Below are 14,433 nucleotides of genomic sequence, written 5' to 3' on the forward strand. Positions count from 1 at the left end.
ACCGCCCGACGTTAATAAGTACTCACGGGCCGAAGGCGCACCGGAAGTTCATGCACGCCATAGATGTTCATGTCGGTCCTGAGCTTCACCTCGCCCGCCGGGACGGCGAGCTGGAGGGCCGGGAAGCGGCGCAGCAGTCCCGCGAAGCCGGCGCGCATCTCGAGGCGGGCCAGTTGCTGGCCCAGGCACAGGTGGACGCCGTGGCCGAAGGACAGCTGACCGCGGGCTTTGCGGTGGATGTCCAAGTTGTCGGGGTTGTCGAAACGCAGGGGGTCGCGGTTGGCGGCCAGCAAGGAGACGACGACGGTCGATCCCTGCCCGATCGTTTCGCCGCCGAGTTCGATGTCCTCCGTGGCGTAGCGGTAGAAGATGTCGGCGACGGCAAGGTAGCGCATGAGTTCCTCGACGGCATCGGGCATCAGGTCCGGATCGGCGCGGAGTTCGGCCAGCTGCTCGGGGTGCTCGAGGAGCGCGAAGGCGCCCAGCGCCAGCATGTTGGCGGTCGTCTCGTGGCCCGCGAGCAGCAGCAGGAACGCGATGCCGATCAACTCCTCGACGGTGAGGTCGTCGTCGCGGGCCAGGTCGGACAGGATGTCCTCGCCGGGCGCGGCGCGTTTGACCGCGACCAGTTCGGCCAGGTACGCCGTCAGCGCGCCGTACGCGGCCATCTTCTCGTCGAGCCCCTGGTCCTTGATCAGGAACTTGGCCGTGTTGACCTGGAAGGTCTCCCGGTCCTCGTAGGGGACGCCGAGCAATTCGCAGATCACCAGTGACGGCACCGGCAGTGCGAATTCCTTGACCAGGTCGACCGGCTGGGTCAGGTGCTCCATCTCGTCCAGTTGCCGCTCCACGACGTCGACGATGTGCTCCTCGAGCTGCTTCATGCGTCGCACCGTGAAGGCACCGGTGAGCTTGCGACGCAACCGGGTGTGGTCCGGCGGGTCCATCGCGATGAACAACCCCGGCACCTGCGGGGACGGCTCGGTGGCGACGGGCATGCCGGGCGTCTCGTACGGCACGTGCAGGATGCCGATGTCCGGGCGGGAGCTGAACCGGGTGTCGGCCAGAAGCCGGCGGACCGCGTCGTAGCCGGTGACGAGCCAGCCCTCGTGACCGTCGGGGAAGATCAGCGGGCTGACGGGTCGCGCGTCGCGCAGCCGGGTGATTGCGCTGGGCGGATCGAACGGGCCGGCGTCGCGATCCATGGGGAGGCCGTGCGGGACGGGAACGGCTCGGCTCATCGGAAGTCCTTCGCATGCCGGGTGAGTGTGCCTGACGGTCATGGGTTTTCTCTCTCCAGGGCTGGAAATGGATCAGGAACGGTGAATCGTGATGCCGCCGAACGAGGTGTGCGCACGCACCTCGGCGGTCCTGTCGGACGCGGCGGGCCGGGTGATGTCGTCCAGCGCGTTGTGCACCCGCCCGAACTTGGACTTCACGTCCAGCCGTGCGGCGGTACCCTCGGCGATGCCGATCTCCAGATCGCCCATCGCGGTCCCGACCTCGACCGAGCCGTGGGCGACCTCGGCGATGCGAATGTTGCCGTTGGCCGTCTTCGCCTCGACACTCGCGCCTGCCCGGTCGACGGAGATGGCGCCGTTCGCCGAGCGCACCCGGACGTCCCCGGTGACGGCGTCGATGGTGGTGTCGCCGTTGGAGTTCTTCACGACCACGGAGCCCGCGGTCTCGCCGATGCGGATCTTCCCGGAGCCGGTGCGGATCTCGGCGTCGCCCGCGACGCCGGCCGCGGTGACGTCACCGGCCGCGGTGTTCACGCGCAGGGAACCGGTGTGCTCGAGCCGGACGTTGCCGGCGGAGGTCTTGATCGTGCACTCCCCGAGGCGGCCCGTGCCGCTGAGGTTTCCCACCTGTAGCGAACCGGATACCTTTGAACCGCTGGGCAATTCGATGGACACGTTCACCGACCTGGTCTTGCGGGAGAAGTCGAGGGCGCGCGCCTTCGGTCCCGTGACCTGAAGAACACCGTCCGTGTAGTCGACGCGGACCTGCTGGGCGGCCCGGACGTCCGACTCGTCGGATTCGTCGCTCGGAAGCACGTCGACGACGGTGTCGGTCCGGTCGCTCGCGGTGATCCATACATTGCCGACGCCGAGGCCGAGCGTTACGGAAATCGGTTCAGGTGTCTCGAAATTGGGCATGGTTGTCCCCTTCGTCGTGGGTGGGTGTACGTCCCGCAGGTCGGGGACGTGATGTAGCGGATGCACTGACCGCATCCTCGATCGGCTCAGCAGCCCGTGCGGTCGCGATGTCTCTCATACGAGATCAAGTGCATGGCACCACTATGGCACCACGATGGCATCAATGCAAGGGCCTAGTTGGCTCATGGAGGGCGTAGGGCGGCACCACACAGTGGTTGTCGACTGAAAAACTGCTGTTCAGGTAGCTGGTGCGTGGATCGGCGACGACTGCGGAGAATGTCCTCGGAAGGCCCGGCGGCTACTGTCCGGGATCGGGTCGTGCCTGCAGAGTCGGCGCCGCGGCGGCCAGCAGTGCGTCGCGGTCGCGGTTCAACGGGGGATAGATGCGCTGGGTGTTGATGGTGACCTTCGTGGCTTTGGCCTGCGCGCCGCGCGTCACCACCTGGCGATCCCACCCCTCGGTGTACACCGCGCCGGCCGGTCCGAGGTCGAGAATCGTGGCGTACCAGGGGATACGGAGCGGCAACATCGGCTCCCCGAGCAGATCGCCGACGACGTTGTAGCCCGCGTAGCGGCCCATCGGGCGCCCGTGCTGGCACGACATCACCGACAGGTGGCCTTCGTCCACCCGCGCCGCGGCGACGTCACCGGCGGCGAACACGCCGGGCGAGCCGATCACGCGCAGATAGTCGTCGACCGGCAGGCGGCCGAGCCGGTCGCGCTCGGCATCGAATTGTGCGGTCAGCGGGTTCGCGCGCATGCCCGCACACCAGACGACGGTCGCGGCGGCCAGCACCTCGCCGGAGGAGAGTGTCACGCCGTGCTCGTCGACGGCTGCGACGCCGACACCGGTCATCGTCTCGACGCCGTTCTCGGACAACCCCGCTTCGATCACCGGTCGCGCCGAGTCCCCCATGTCGGAACCGACGTGGGGGTTGTGGTCGATCAGCACCACCCGCGGTTCGGCGCGGCAGGCCTTCGCGAGCATTCCGGGCAACTCGGACGCCGTTTCGATGCCGGTGAGTCCGGCGCCGACCACCACCGCGGTCGCCGCGCCCACGCCCGCTCGGCCGTTGGACAGCGTGGCCAGGTGGCGCTGAAGCTTCATCGCGCCGTCGTACGTGTCCACGTCGAAGCCGAACTCCCGCAGGCCGGGGATGTCGGGCTTCGCCACCCGACTGCCCAGCGCCAGGACCAGGCGGTCGTACCGCTGCGTGCCCCCTGCCCCGTCGCCCGAGACGGTGACGGTGCGCGCCGCGGTGTCGATCGCCGTCACCTCGGCGGCGATGTGCCCGACGCCGACGGGGTCGAGCAGGTCGCTCAGCGGGATGCGGCACGCGCTCAGGTCCGCCTCGTAGTTGCGGACCCGGATGTCGTGGAAGGGCTTCGCGCTGATCACCGTGACATCGACGGTGCCTGCTGCGCCGAGTTCGTCGAGCCGCCGCGCGGCTCCCAGCGCGGCCCATACACCGGCGAACCCCGAGCCGAGGACGAGGACGCGATCGGAATCGGTCACCCCGCCATCGTGCCAGGTCTACGCCGCGACGACTGCCGGATCGCGATCATGCGCGATCATTCGCCGAACAACGCCCGCTCGTCGGCGACGTCGTATTCGGCCACCGACGCCGTGAGCATCGCCGCGCCCTGCTCGTCGCTGGGGCCGCTGCTGCGGAAGGCGTCGACCGCCGCCTGCGACTCCCACCGCTCGAAGATGTTGATGCGGCCGGGGTCGATCAGGTCGGCGGAGATGGCGAAGTCGAGGCAGCCGGCCGCGCCGCGGGCCTGTTCGACGACGCTCACGCAGCCTGCGAGGTACGCCTCGCGCTGGTCCGGTTCGACGGTGATGTGCCCTGCGACGATGACCATGGGTTCGCTCCCGGTTCGGGACAGTCGGACGCTTGGTCCGTGATCGGGGTGGTTCCGGGGGCGCGGAATATCTCCGAGGACGGTACTGTTGAACCCGTCGACGGTGTCGGACATACCCCGGGTACCACATTAAAATTGTCGCCGAGAGCGACCACTTGCCGAGAGGCGATATGACGGCACCGTCGCAGAAGCCGCCGGCACCTTCGGGTGCCGGCGGTTTTCGTTGTGCGGTGGACCTTACTGCTCCTTCTTGTCCTTCCCGAGGCGGGCGGCGAGCATGGCCTTGCCCAGATCGCCGCCCTTCCGGCTCACGGCCTGGGCGCGGCGGAAGAAGTCGGCCAACTCTGCGTCGCCGTCCATGTCGGCGTCGGAGATGTAGCCCTCGAGACGCAGCGCGTTGCTCAGCGACGCTTCGACGAACCAGATCAGGTTGTAGTCCTTGTCGCGTAGACCCGTCACCGAACCAACTTCTTGTTCGCTCATCAGTGCGTCCTTCCCGAGAAACGGCCGACTGTCTTGTGGTTCCTGCCTACCCGTGTGGTTGCATCGTAGAACGTGAGGCGCGCCGGGCTCAGGCGAATGCCCAGTTCATCAGGACGACGTACAGACCGGTTCCGACGACGATGGAGAGCACCGCGTTCTTGCGCCACAGGTGCACCGCGGCCGTCGCCCCCACCGCGATCAGTTCGGGGATCCCGTGAGACGGGGCGGCGACGGAGACGTTCTTCAGCGAGTACGCCACCAGGATCAGCATGATCCCGGCGGGCATGTAGACACCCAGGTAGCCGACGAGCGCGGATGACCGCAACGGCATGACGATCGCGAACGGGACCGCCCGCAGGGCGAACGTGACCACCGCCATGATCGCGACGGCCGCGAGGATGTAACCGGCGTCAGGCATCGGCAGGCACCTTTCGGCGTGTGAGGAAGTACCGGACGACGAGCAGGCTCACGAATGCGCCCATCGCGATCGGCAGCATGTGTTCGGCGTCGACGAGTCGCGCGGTCAGGGCGCAGGCCACGGCGATCGTGGGAACCGCGAAACCGCTCTGGGCTCGGATCGCCTCGATGGACAGCACGACGAACAGTGCGGTCAGCGCGAAGTCGAGTCCGACGATGTTTTCCGGGATCCACTGCGCTGCAGTCGCTCCGAGGATCGCCCCACCGATCCAGTAGGCGTGGAGATACAGCTGCGAGTACACCATGACCCGACCGGTCATCGACCTCCGGTCGCCGGTGACCGACATGGCGTACGCCTCGTCGGTCAGCGCGAACATGCTGTAGAAGCGGGCGAGCCGGCCTTTGACCCGGTCGAGGGGAAAGCTCAACGCGTAGAACACGTGCCGGAAGTTCACCAGCAGCGCGGTCAGCGCGATGTAGGGGAGCGGCGTCAGGGTGGCCACCATGCCGACCGCGATGAATTCGAGGGAACCGGCGTAGATCAGCGAGGTGAAGACCATCGCCCACCAGGGGTTGAATCCCTGCTGGACCACGAGCACCCCGAGGGCGATCCCCAGCGGAACCAGCCCGATCCCGACGGGGAGGGACGCCTGCAGGGCTCGACGCCATTCGGGCGTGTGCCGGGGGTCGGGGTCGACGACTGCGGTCGCGGAAAGGGGGGCTGGATCGATCACCACGCAAATCTATAGCAATTATCCCGGTGCACGATTGCGAGCAAATGCCCATAATCGGCCTCGTGCGCAATAATAGTGCGATGGACGACATCGATCACGCAATTCTCGACCACCTGCGCAACGACTCCAGTCTGACCAACACCGAATTGGCGGATCTCGTGGGTCTGACTCCCTCCCCGTGCCTGCGCAGGGTCAAGAAGCTCGAGGCGGACGGCGTCATCACCGGCTACCGCGCCATCGTCAGCCAGGAGGCGCTCGATCGGGGATTCCAGGTGATCGTCACCGCCGAGATCGGCGTGAACGACCAGGCGACCATCGAGCAGTTCGAGTCCCGGGTCGCCGCCTTCGACGAGGTGATCGAATGCCGGAGGCTGTTCGGGATCCCCGACTACTTCATCCGGGTCGCGGTCCGCGACCTCGCGACGTACGAGAACTTCATGGCCACCAAGCTCAGCGGACTCCCGGCGGTGTCGCGGGTGACGTCGCTGATCACGATGAAGACCATCAAGAGCGCTGACTGACCTCTATTCTGGCGATATGCCCGACGACCTGCTGATCGCGCGGAATCCGGAAGCCGGCTCGACGCTTCCCTATCTGGTACGGGTTCCGCTGGGGCCGGGCGGCATCGTCGTCAAGGCGAAGCAGCCGTGGCCACGCGAATCCAAGGTCTACTGCCACCGGGCCGACGAGTGGCCCGCCGACGCCGAGATTCTGGAGCGGCTCGAGGTTCGTTCGTGCACCCGGCGAGGCCCCGCGATCGACCTGGTGCTCACCCGTGCCCGGGAGAACCGCTCCCAGTTGGTCATGACCCGGGCGCGGGGCCGGGAGATGATCTTCTGGCAGTCGCCGCGCACCGCGAAGCAGGCGAGGCCCGCCGTCACGGTGCCGACGGCGCGTGCCCACGGCCGCGTCCTCGACATCGTCGTCGACACCGCCGAGAAGTATCCGTACACGTTCGGGAAGCAGCAGGCGACCACGGTCCGGCGGCGGCTGTCCGCGGGCGACTACGCGGTCGAGGTCGGCGACGAGATCGTGGCGGTGGTGGAACGCAAGACGCTCGAGGACCTTGCGGCGAGCCTGCTGTCCGGGCGGATGACATACGCGGCGGCTGAGTTGAGCGCACTGCCCCGGGCCGCCGTGGTGGTCGAGGACCGGTACAGCCGGCTGTTCAAGCTCGAACACGTCAGCGGCGCCAAGGTCGCCGAGGCGCTGGCCGAATTGCAGGCCCGGTTTCCGGCGCTGCCGGTGACGTTCTGCGAGACGCGGCAACTGGGACAGGAGTGGACCTATCGCTGGCTGGGTGCCTGCCTGCACGAGTGGGAATCGGCCCGGGCGACGAGCGATCTCGAGACGACGTTCGCGACGGCGCCTCCCGTCGCGCCCGCGAAAGTGGACGTGCAGCGCCCCGCGGTCGTCCGTGCCTGGGCTCGGACTCAGGGCATCGAGGTGTCGGAGAAGGGGCGGATCCCGGCGGCGGTGATGCGCGCGTTCTCGGCGGCTCACGCCGATTGATGCCGGTGACCCTGCGCACCCCTCACGCTAAAAGGTAAAGAGTCCTTTACTATGGGTGGCTCGTACCCCGATTACAGAGAGAGCCATGAGCAGCGCTTCGCGCCCCCGAAGACCCAGCCCGCCCCGGAGTGATCACCGTAGTCCCGGACGCAGGACGCGGGTGACACCGTGGTGACCGTCCTGAGCATCGGCTTCGGCGTCGTCGTCGTATTACTGATCACCGCCCTGACCGGCTATTTCGTCGCGCAGGAATTCGCGTACATGTCGGTCGACCGTTCGCGGCTGAAGGCCAGAGCCGAGGCGGGAGATGCGGGCGCCGCACGCGCGCTGGCCGTCACGCGCCGCACCTCGTTCATGCTGTCCGGCGCCCAGTTGGGCATCACGGTCACCGGTCTGCTCGTCGGTTATGTCGCCGAACCCCTCATCGGACGCGGTCTCAGCGAGCTCCTCGGCGGCGTCGGCATCCCGACGGCGGTCGGGGTCGGTGTCGGTGCCGTCCTCGCGGTCCTGTTCTCCACGTTCGTCCAGATGCTGTTCGGTGAGCTGTTCCCGAAGAACCTGGCGATCGCCCGTCCCGAGCCGGTGGCGCGATGGCTCGCGCTGTCGACCACCGTCTACCTGAAGCTTTTCGGCTGGCTGATCTGGTTGTTCGACCAGTCGTCGAACCTGCTGCTGCGCGCGCTGCGGATCGAGCCGGTGCACGACGTCGAGCACTCGGCGACCGCGCGGGACCTCGAGCACATCGTCGCCGAGTCCCGCGACGCCGGTGAGCTGCCGCGGGAACTGTCGACCCTGCTCGACCGGATCCTGGACTTTCCCACCCGCACCGCCGGGCACGCCATGATTCCCCGCGCCCACGTCGACACCGTCCGGGCCGACGAACCCCTGAGCAGTGTGCTCGAGAAGATGGGCGCCGGCCACACCCGCTATCCCGTCGTCGGGACCTCCTCCGACGACCTGCGCGGCGTCATCCACCTGCACGACCTCCTCGGCGACCAGCCCGGCGGGGTGGCCGCGTCCCGGACCCGCGCCGCCGTCGTCGTGCCGACGTCGCTGCCGCTGCCCGACGTGCTGGAACAGCTGACGGCCGCCCGCGACGAGATGGCCCTCGTCGTCGACGAGTACGGCGGTTTCGCCGGCGTCATCACGATCGAGGATCTCGCGGAGGAACTCGTCGGTGAGATCGCCGACGAACACGATCCCGACGGTGACGCGTCGGTGACGGGCTCCGAGTCCGAGGGCTGGACGATGCCCGGAGACCTGCACATCGACGAGGTGGAGCGCGTCCTCGGACACGACCTGCCGGCGGGTGACTTCGAGACGCTCGCCGGCGCCGTCATCGCGGAGTTCGGTGGTCTCCCCGTCGTCGGGGATGTCGTCGCGATCCGCTTGAACCCGGATCCGGCCGACCTGATCGCCGACGCCGACCCACCCGTCCGCAGCCTCGTCGCCGAGGTGCGGGCGGTCGACAAGCACGTTCCGTCCTCGCTGTTCGTGAGGCTCCGCGTCCTGGAAAGCGAGACGACCGATGAGTAATCCCTGGGTCGTCGTGGTGGTCACCGTCGGTTTGATCGCGGCGAGCGCGTTCTTCGTGGCGATCGAGTTCGCGTTGATCGCCGCCCGCCGACACCGGCTCGAGGACGCCGCCCCCACCAGTCGGGCGGCGCGGGCCGCCCTGCGGAGCGCATCCGAACTGTCGGTGTTGCTGGCCGGATCCCAGCTGGGCATCACCGTGTGCACCCTCGCACTCGGTGCCGTCACGAAGCCGGCCGTGCATCACTGGCTCACCCCGGCGTTCGCGGGGTGGGGTGCCCCGCTGTGGCTGGCGGACGTCCTCGGATTCGTCCTCGCCCTGATCATCGTCACGTTCCTGCACCTCGTCGTCGGCGAGATGGCACCGAAGTCGTGGGCGATCGCGCACCCGGAGAAGTCGGCGACCCTGCTGGCGATCCCGATGCGCGGGTTCATGTGGGCCACCCGCCCGCTGCTGCTGGTGCTGAACCGGATGGCGAACCGGTGCCTGCGACTGTTCGGCGTGGAACCGGTCGACCAGGTCGGGGCGGGTCAGGATCCCGACGCGCTGCGTCACCTCGTCGAGCACTCCGCGACCGTCGGCACGCTCGACGAGCGGTACCACGGCCAGCTGACCAGCGCCCTGGAACTGCAATCGCTCGCCGTGCGGGACGTGGTGCGGCCGAACACCTCCCCGAGCAGCGTGGCGCCGGACGCCACCGCGGCGGCGATCAAGGCGGCCGCCGACCGAAGCGGTCACCTCCGGCTGCTCGTGCGCGACGACGACGGGATCAGGGGCGTGGTGCATGCGCGGGACAGCCTGCAGGCAGGCGCCGCGATGACGGCCGCCGACCTGATGCGTCCCGTGCTGACCCTCGACGCGGACGCCGCCGTGTACGAGGCATTGCACACGATGCGCGAGACCCGCAGCCATCTCGCGATCGTCACCGACGCCGGGCAACTGATCGGCGTCGTCACGCTGACGGATGTCCTCGCGCGTCTGCGTCCGGCCGCGGGGGCGACCGCCTGACCCGTTTCGCATACCGCGGCCGATGCTGGGATCGCGGGGGCGGTACCCTCGCGGGGTGAATTCACGGCTGGATGTGGTCGCGCGGGTGCGCGGCTCCGTCGTGGGTTCAGTGTCCGGCGCGGTCAGCATCGCCGCGCACGGTATCGCCGGAGGCGGGATGCCCCCGAGTGACGGCGCGGTGGTGTTGCTTCTCGCCGCGTGCGCCGCGGTCGGCGCGTCGGTCGCCGCCATCCGGGTGGCCAGCCGCGAATGGTTGTACGTGCTGTCGGTGCTCGCAGCGGGCCAGTTGATCGGCCACACGACGCTGGCGTTGACGGCCCATCATGCGCACGGCCTGGGACTGTCCACCCCGATGATCGCCGCGCACCTCGCCGCCATTGCGGTGGCCGCGGTGCTGGTTCGCGCCGCCGAACGTGCCTGTCTGAGGGCCCTGGCGGCGCTGACACGCATCGTTCTCGCCATCCTGGCCCCGTTGCAGGTCGATACCGGCACCTGGTCGGCGACCCCGGTCTACCGTGCGAAGCTGTCGTTGTGGCTGCTGGTCGCCGCGGGCGCCGGCACCCGCGGACCACCCGCACTCGTCTAGTCGAACCTCTCACCGCCCTCCCGGCGCACACGGAAAAGACGTGTCGCTCGCCGGTCGGGGGCGGCGTGTTCTCACACGGCACCAGCAGACTCCCGGCGAGTCCCGGTGCCGATCCCTTCCCGAGGCGGAACATCCTCACCTCGAGTTGCCCAGCGCACCCCCGACGTGCGCGGCCTCGACGGCGCAGGCTGCCCGCCTCACCCGAACTCGAATCGAGACCGTCATGTCCATTCCCGAACTCGAACGCGACAAACCCGTCGCGCCCGCCCCGTCCTCGCCGCCGCGCAGTGTCCGGCCACTGATCCTGCGCCTGCACTTCTACGCGGGGATTCTGGTGGCACCGTTCCTGATAATCGCTGCCGTCAGCGGCGGCCTCTACGCCCTCGCGCCGTCCGTCGAGCAACTCGTCTACCGCGACTACCTGCATGTCGACTCGGCCGGCCCCGACCTGCCGATGTCCGAGCAGGTGCGGGCCGCGCAGCAGGTTCGCCCGGACCTCGCCGTGGCGGCGGTGCGCCCGGCGACCGAACCGGGTGAGACGACGCAGGTGATGTTCACCGACCCCGGGCTGGGCGAATCCGAACGACTCGCGGTCTTCGTCGATCCCGCCACCGCGCAGTCGAAGGGCGAACTGGTGGTGTACGGCAGCAGTGGGGCGCTGCCGATGCGGACCTGGATTTCGCAGTTGCACCGGCACCTGCACCTCGGTGAGCCCGGCCGCATCTACAGTGAGCTCGCCGCGTCGTGGCTGTGGGTCATCGCGCTCGGCGGCGTGTACCTGTGGGTGCAGCGGTACCGCACGACCCGGGCCCGGAACGCGGACGCCGCCCGGCTGTGGACGCTCGACCGGTCGAGCCGCGGACGCAATCGCACCCTCAGCTGGCACGGGGTGGCCGGCATCTGGATCGCGGTCGGTCTGGTGTTCCTCTCGGCCACCGGTCTGACGTGGTCGCGGTACGCGGGCGAGAACGTCGGCGAACTCCGGACCGCCCTGAGCTGGACCACCCCCAAGATCGACAAGAAACTGGACTCGGCTCCGACTACCGGTGGCGCCGACTCGGGCGGTCACGACGGTCACGGCGCCGGGCACACTCCCGCGTCGGATCCGGGAATCCTCGACACGAACGTGGGCGAACTCGACACCGTCCTCGACGTGGCCCGGCGCAGCGGTGTCACCGGTGCCGTCGAGGCGACCGTTCCCGCGGACACGGGCACGGCGTTCACGGTCACCCAGACCCGCGAACCGTGGCAGTTCTCGACCGATTCGATCGCCGTCGACGGGGCCACGGGAACGGTGACGGACGTGTCGCGGTTCGCCGACTGGCCGCTGGCCGCGAAGCTGACGTCCTGGGGCATCGCCCTGCACATGGGGTTGCTGTTCGGTCTGCTCAACCAGCTGATCCTGGCCGCTCTCGCGGTGGCGTTGCTCGCCGTGATCGTCCGCGGCTACGTCCTCTGGTGGCGACGCAGGCCCACCCGCGGCACTGCCCGGGCGGTGGGCAGGCCGCCGGCGCGCGGCACGTGGCGTCGCATCCACCCGGTCGCGGCCGTGACCGGAGTCGCCTGCGTCGTCCTCGTCGGCTGGTTCGTCCCGCTGCTGGGACTGAGCCTCGTCGCGTTCCTGCTCGTCGACGTCTCGGTCGGTGCCCTCGGCCGTACCCGGGCCGGGTGATCGACAGGGGCACCCGCGCGGTCACGCCTTGGGAACCGGGTGCCCCTCCGACGCCTGCACGACGACGACGCCGCTTCCGGTGAGGCACAGCTGGTACGCCTCACCGGACCCGCGGCCGATCGCGGCGGCCATCTTCGCGGTCTTGCGGATCGTCGAGTGCAGGCCGGTCGACCACAGCACCGCACTCTGCATGTCGACGTAGGTGGGGGTGTCGACGTTGAGGACGACGGGGGTGCCGTAGACGGTGACGGCGAGGACACCGCTCCCGGTGAACGTGGTGTTGAACAGTCCGCCGCTGAGCATCGACGCGCCCTCGACGCGGTGGATGTCCCATCTCAGGGAACTGTCGAACGCGAGGACGTTGGAACCGTTGACGGTCACCGACTCGTCCTCGAGTTCGAGCAGGAAGATCTCGTCGGCGTCGCGGGCGAGGAACACGTCACCGCTACCGGACACCTTCATCAGCGACATGCCCTCACCGGTGAGCGCCTTCTTGAAGAATTTCCCGACGCCGCCGCTGCCCTCGTACGAGAAGTCGACGTCACCCTGGTACGCGACCATCGCGCCCTGCCGGGCGAAGAAGTGGCCACCGGTTCCGGTCAAGTCCACCTTGAGCATTCGGGGATTCTGGAGCACGAAGGTGCCCGGTTCTCCATTGCGTTCCGCGTTCTTCATCAGGTCGCTGCGCATGCTCCGATCGTATCCGCCGCGTCAACGAACCCATTCCGGTCCGGGCCCGCTGGCTTCCTCGAAAATCAGCCACGTCTTGGTCGCCTGCACACCTTCGAGGCTCTGCAATCGTTCGAGGACGACGTGACGCAGTGCGCTGTTGTCCGGTGCGCGGACGAGGACGAGAACGTCGAAATCGCCGCCCAGTAACGAGAAGTGCTCGACGAACGGCAATGTCCGCAGTTGGGTGGAGATTCCCCGCCACGAGTCCTGCCTGATCGACAGGGCGATGAACGCGGACGAGCCCAGCCCCGCCTTGGAGTGCGAGATGCGGGTGGTGAAGCCCTCGATGATCCCGGCTTCCTGCAACCGTTCGATGCGGACGTACGCGTGGGCGCGGGAGATGTGGGCCTTCTCCGCCAGCGCGCGCATCGAGATGCGGCTGTCGGCGACGAGTTCCTTGATGATGCGTCGGTCGATCGCGTCGAGTTCGTACGTGTCCGCTGTGCCCTCGGCCATCTGTCCATCCCTGCTGTGGTCGCTCACGCTCCGGTGAGACGTTCTGCCCCCGATTGGCCGATTCTAGGCCATTCGTCTCTGATTCTGCCCAGTCGTTGTCGATAGGTCGTTCAGTTGCGAGCATTGACGAACACAATGCATCTGGAGGTAGTCGTGACGCTCGTAGAGCCGCCCCTGGCGAGGCCGTATCGGAAGTTCCTTCCCGCCGACACTGCGGTGCAGTATCTGGATTCGGCCGGCGCGCTCACGGAGAGCGAGGCCCGGTACCCGAGGCCGGGCGACGACCGTCTGGTGGAGATGCACCGGAACATGGTGCTGGGCAAGCGCTTCGATCAGCAGGCGACGGCCCTGACCAAGCAAGGCCGGCTCGCGGTGTATCCGTCTTCGCGGGGTCAAGAGGCCTGCCAGATCGCGGCGGCGATGAGCCTGCGACCGACCGATTGGATGTTCCCCACCTACCGCGACTCGGTGGCGCTCGCCGCCCGCGGCATCGACCCGGTCGAAATTCTCAGCATGCTCGCCGGCGACTGGCACTGCGGCTACGACCCCGCCGCCCATCGCAGTGCACCCCAGTGCACCCCGCTGGCCACCCAGTTGCTGCACGCCACCGGTGTGGCGTACGGCGAACACCGCAAGGGAAACGACACCGTCGCGCTCGCGTTCTGCGGCGACGGCGCGACCAGTGAGGGCGACTTCCACGAGGCCCTCAACTTCGCGGCCGTGTTCCAGGCCCCGGTGGTGTTCCTGGTGCAGAACAACGGATTCGCGATCAGTGTGCCGCTCGCCCGGCAGAGCGCGGCGCCCACGCTGGCGCACAAGGGCGTCGGCTACGGAATCGGCAGCGAGCAGGTCGACGGCAACGACCCGGTCGCGATGCTGGCCGTGATGGACGAGGCAGCGAACTTCGTCCGGGCCGGCAACGGACCGGTGATCGTCGAGGCCCACACCTACCGGATCGACGCGCACACCAATGCCGACGACGCCACCCGCTACCGCGATTCGTCCGAGGTGGAGCAGTGGCTCGGACGCGACCCGCTGACCCGGCTGGAGACGTACCTGCGCAGCCGGAACCTGCTCGACGACAAATCCGTCGAGGCCGTGACCGCCGAGGCCGACACCGCCGCCGCGGCCCTGCGCGCCGGAATGAACGTCGACCGTCCCCACGACCCGCTCGATCTGTTCCGGCACGTCTTCGCCGAACCCACCCCACAGTTGCGCGAACAGCAGGCCCAGGTGCAGGCCGAACTGGCCGCCGAATCCGAGGAGCACTGAAT

At 68.4% G+C, this 14,433-nt stretch carries 16 protein-coding genes; 7 read left to right on the forward strand and 9 right to left on the reverse strand.

Annotation, left to right across the window (positions count from 1 at the left end; translation table 11 throughout):
• Positions 1-11 precede the first annotated feature (11 nt).
• The 7 genes from ACFU5V_RS06770 to ACFU5V_RS06800 all read right to left on the reverse strand — a co-directional run bounded on the left by ACFU5V_RS06770 (position 12) and on the right by ACFU5V_RS06800 (position 5,662).
• A complete protein-coding gene (locus ACFU5V_RS06770; RefSeq protein ID WP_378697853.1) occupies positions 12-1,241 on the reverse strand; it encodes a cytochrome P450 in 1,230 nt (409 codons plus the stop codon).
• A 72-nt stretch (positions 1,242-1,313) separates the two neighbouring features.
• Positions 1,314-2,159, reverse strand: a complete 846-nt coding sequence (locus ACFU5V_RS06775) for a DUF4097 domain-containing protein (protein ID WP_378697855.1) — start codon at positions 2,157-2,159, stop codon at positions 1,314-1,316.
• Between the two features lie 298 nt (positions 2,160-2,457).
• Positions 2,458-3,675, reverse strand: coding sequence for an NAD(P)/FAD-dependent oxidoreductase (locus ACFU5V_RS06780; RefSeq protein ID WP_378697857.1), 1,218 nt, complete (start codon positions 3,673-3,675; stop codon positions 2,458-2,460).
• Between the two features lie 56 nt (positions 3,676-3,731).
• On the reverse strand, positions 3,732-4,025 hold the full coding sequence (locus tag ACFU5V_RS06785; protein ID WP_378697859.1) for a putative quinol monooxygenase: 294 nt from the start codon (positions 4,023-4,025) through the stop codon (positions 3,732-3,734).
• Between the two features lie 237 nt (positions 4,026-4,262).
• Entirely contained in the window at positions 4,263-4,508 is a 246-nt protein-coding gene (locus ACFU5V_RS06790; protein WP_095861655.1) for a hypothetical protein, read from the reverse strand.
• An 88-nt stretch (positions 4,509-4,596) separates the two neighbouring features.
• The gene (locus ACFU5V_RS06795; RefSeq protein ID WP_378697861.1) at positions 4,597-4,926 is read right to left on the reverse strand and encodes a branched-chain amino acid transporter permease; all 330 of its coding nucleotides are present in this window, start codon (positions 4,924-4,926) and stop codon (positions 4,597-4,599) included.
• Positions 4,919-5,662 (reverse strand): AzlC family ABC transporter permease, encoded by a 744-nt coding sequence (locus ACFU5V_RS06800; protein WP_378697863.1) that lies wholly within the window; start codon positions 5,660-5,662, stop codon positions 4,919-4,921. The genes ACFU5V_RS06795 and ACFU5V_RS06800 overlap by 8 nt, the downstream gene beginning before the upstream one ends.
• Positions 5,663-5,739: 77 nt before the next feature.
• On the opposite strand from ACFU5V_RS06800, the gene ACFU5V_RS06805 reads away from it, so the two are divergent.
• From ACFU5V_RS06805 to ACFU5V_RS06830, 6 genes are all read left to right on the forward strand, one after another.
• Positions 5,740-6,180: an Lrp/AsnC family transcriptional regulator gene (locus ACFU5V_RS06805; RefSeq protein WP_005254660.1), complete on the forward strand. Its 441-nt coding sequence runs from the start codon at positions 5,740-5,742 to the stop codon at positions 6,178-6,180.
• A gap of 16 nt (positions 6,181-6,196) precedes the next feature.
• Positions 6,197-7,171 (forward strand): histone-like nucleoid-structuring protein Lsr2, encoded by a 975-nt coding sequence (locus tag ACFU5V_RS06810; protein ID WP_378697865.1) that lies wholly within the window; start codon positions 6,197-6,199, stop codon positions 7,169-7,171.
• Between the two features lie 168 nt (positions 7,172-7,339).
• Positions 7,340-8,707 carry a hemolysin family protein gene (locus ACFU5V_RS06815; RefSeq protein WP_378697867.1) on the forward strand — a complete coding sequence of 456 codons (1,368 nt, stop codon included), beginning with the start codon at positions 7,340-7,342 and terminating at the stop codon, positions 8,705-8,707.
• Positions 8,700-9,713, forward strand: coding sequence for a hemolysin family protein (locus tag ACFU5V_RS06820; RefSeq protein WP_378697869.1), 1,014 nt, complete (start codon positions 8,700-8,702; stop codon positions 9,711-9,713). The genes ACFU5V_RS06815 and ACFU5V_RS06820 overlap by 8 nt, the downstream gene beginning before the upstream one ends.
• 55 nt (positions 9,714-9,768) lie before the next feature.
• A complete protein-coding gene (locus ACFU5V_RS06825; RefSeq protein WP_378697871.1) occupies positions 9,769-10,299 on the forward strand; it encodes a hypothetical protein in 531 nt (176 codons plus the stop codon).
• Positions 10,300-10,522: 223 nt separating this feature from the next.
• Complete coding sequence (locus tag ACFU5V_RS06830) at positions 10,523-11,971, forward strand: PepSY-associated TM helix domain-containing protein (RefSeq protein ID WP_378697873.1); 1,449 nt, start codon at positions 10,523-10,525, stop codon at positions 11,969-11,971.
• 21 nt (positions 11,972-11,992) lie between these two features.
• Here ACFU5V_RS06830 and ACFU5V_RS06835 read toward each other — a convergent pair whose 3' ends face one another.
• Positions 11,993-12,661, reverse strand: coding sequence for an AIM24 family protein (locus ACFU5V_RS06835; protein ID WP_378697875.1), 669 nt, complete (start codon positions 12,659-12,661; stop codon positions 11,993-11,995).
• Positions 12,662-12,682: 21 nt separating this feature from the next.
• Positions 12,683-13,159, reverse strand: a complete 477-nt coding sequence (locus ACFU5V_RS06840) for an Lrp/AsnC family transcriptional regulator (RefSeq protein ID WP_087556093.1) — start codon at positions 13,157-13,159, stop codon at positions 12,683-12,685.
• A gap of 135 nt (positions 13,160-13,294) precedes the next feature.
• Here ACFU5V_RS06840 and pdhA point away from each other — a divergent pair, with 135 nt between their 5' ends.
• The gene (gene pdhA, locus ACFU5V_RS06845) at positions 13,295-14,431 is read left to right on the forward strand and encodes a pyruvate dehydrogenase (acetyl-transferring) E1 component subunit alpha (protein ID WP_378697877.1); all 1,137 of its coding nucleotides are present in this window, start codon (positions 13,295-13,297) and stop codon (positions 14,429-14,431) included.
• The last annotated feature ends 2 nt before the right edge of the window (positions 14,432-14,433 follow it).

Origin of the sequence: Rhodococcus sp. NPDC057529 (assembly GCF_042802055.1) — a bacterium.
Lineage (GTDB): Bacteria > Actinomycetota > Actinomycetes > Mycobacteriales > Mycobacteriaceae > Rhodococcus_F.

What these genes read in the sequence shown, in the direction of transcription:
- ACFU5V_RS06830 (WP_378697873.1), top strand. Translation starts at nt 10,523, where the DNA reads ATGTCCATTCCCGAACTCGAACGCGACAAACCCGTCGCGCCCGCCCCG.
- ACFU5V_RS06835 (WP_378697875.1), bottom strand. Translation starts at nt 12,661, where the DNA reads ATGCGCAGCGACCTGATGAAGAACGCGGAACGCAATGGAGAACCGGGC.
- ACFU5V_RS06775 (WP_378697855.1), bottom strand. Translation starts at nt 2,159, where the DNA reads ATGCCCAATTTCGAGACACCTGAACCGATTTCCGTAACGCTCGGCCTC.
- pdhA (WP_378697877.1), top strand. Translation starts at nt 13,295, where the DNA reads ATGCATCTGGAGGTAGTCGTGACGCTCGTAGAGCCGCCCCTGGCGAGG.
- ACFU5V_RS06795 (WP_378697861.1), bottom strand. Translation starts at nt 4,926, where the DNA reads ATGCCTGACGCCGGTTACATCCTCGCGGCCGTCGCGATCATGGCGGTG.
- ACFU5V_RS06810 (WP_378697865.1), top strand. Translation starts at nt 6,197, where the DNA reads ATGCCCGACGACCTGCTGATCGCGCGGAATCCGGAAGCCGGCTCGACG.
- ACFU5V_RS06820 (WP_378697869.1), top strand. Translation starts at nt 8,700, where the DNA reads ATGAGTAATCCCTGGGTCGTCGTGGTGGTCACCGTCGGTTTGATCGCG.
- ACFU5V_RS06840 (WP_087556093.1), bottom strand. Translation starts at nt 13,159, where the DNA reads ATGGCCGAGGGCACAGCGGACACGTACGAACTCGACGCGATCGACCGA.
- ACFU5V_RS06785 (WP_378697859.1), bottom strand. Translation starts at nt 4,025, where the DNA reads ATGGTCATCGTCGCAGGGCACATCACCGTCGAACCGGACCAGCGCGAG.
- ACFU5V_RS06770 (WP_378697853.1), bottom strand. Translation starts at nt 1,241, where the DNA reads ATGAGCCGAGCCGTTCCCGTCCCGCACGGCCTCCCCATGGATCGCGAC.
- ACFU5V_RS06790 (WP_095861655.1), bottom strand. Translation starts at nt 4,508, where the DNA reads ATGAGCGAACAAGAAGTTGGTTCGGTGACGGGTCTACGCGACAAGGAC.
- ACFU5V_RS06805 (WP_005254660.1), top strand. Translation starts at nt 5,740, where the DNA reads ATGGACGACATCGATCACGCAATTCTCGACCACCTGCGCAACGACTCC.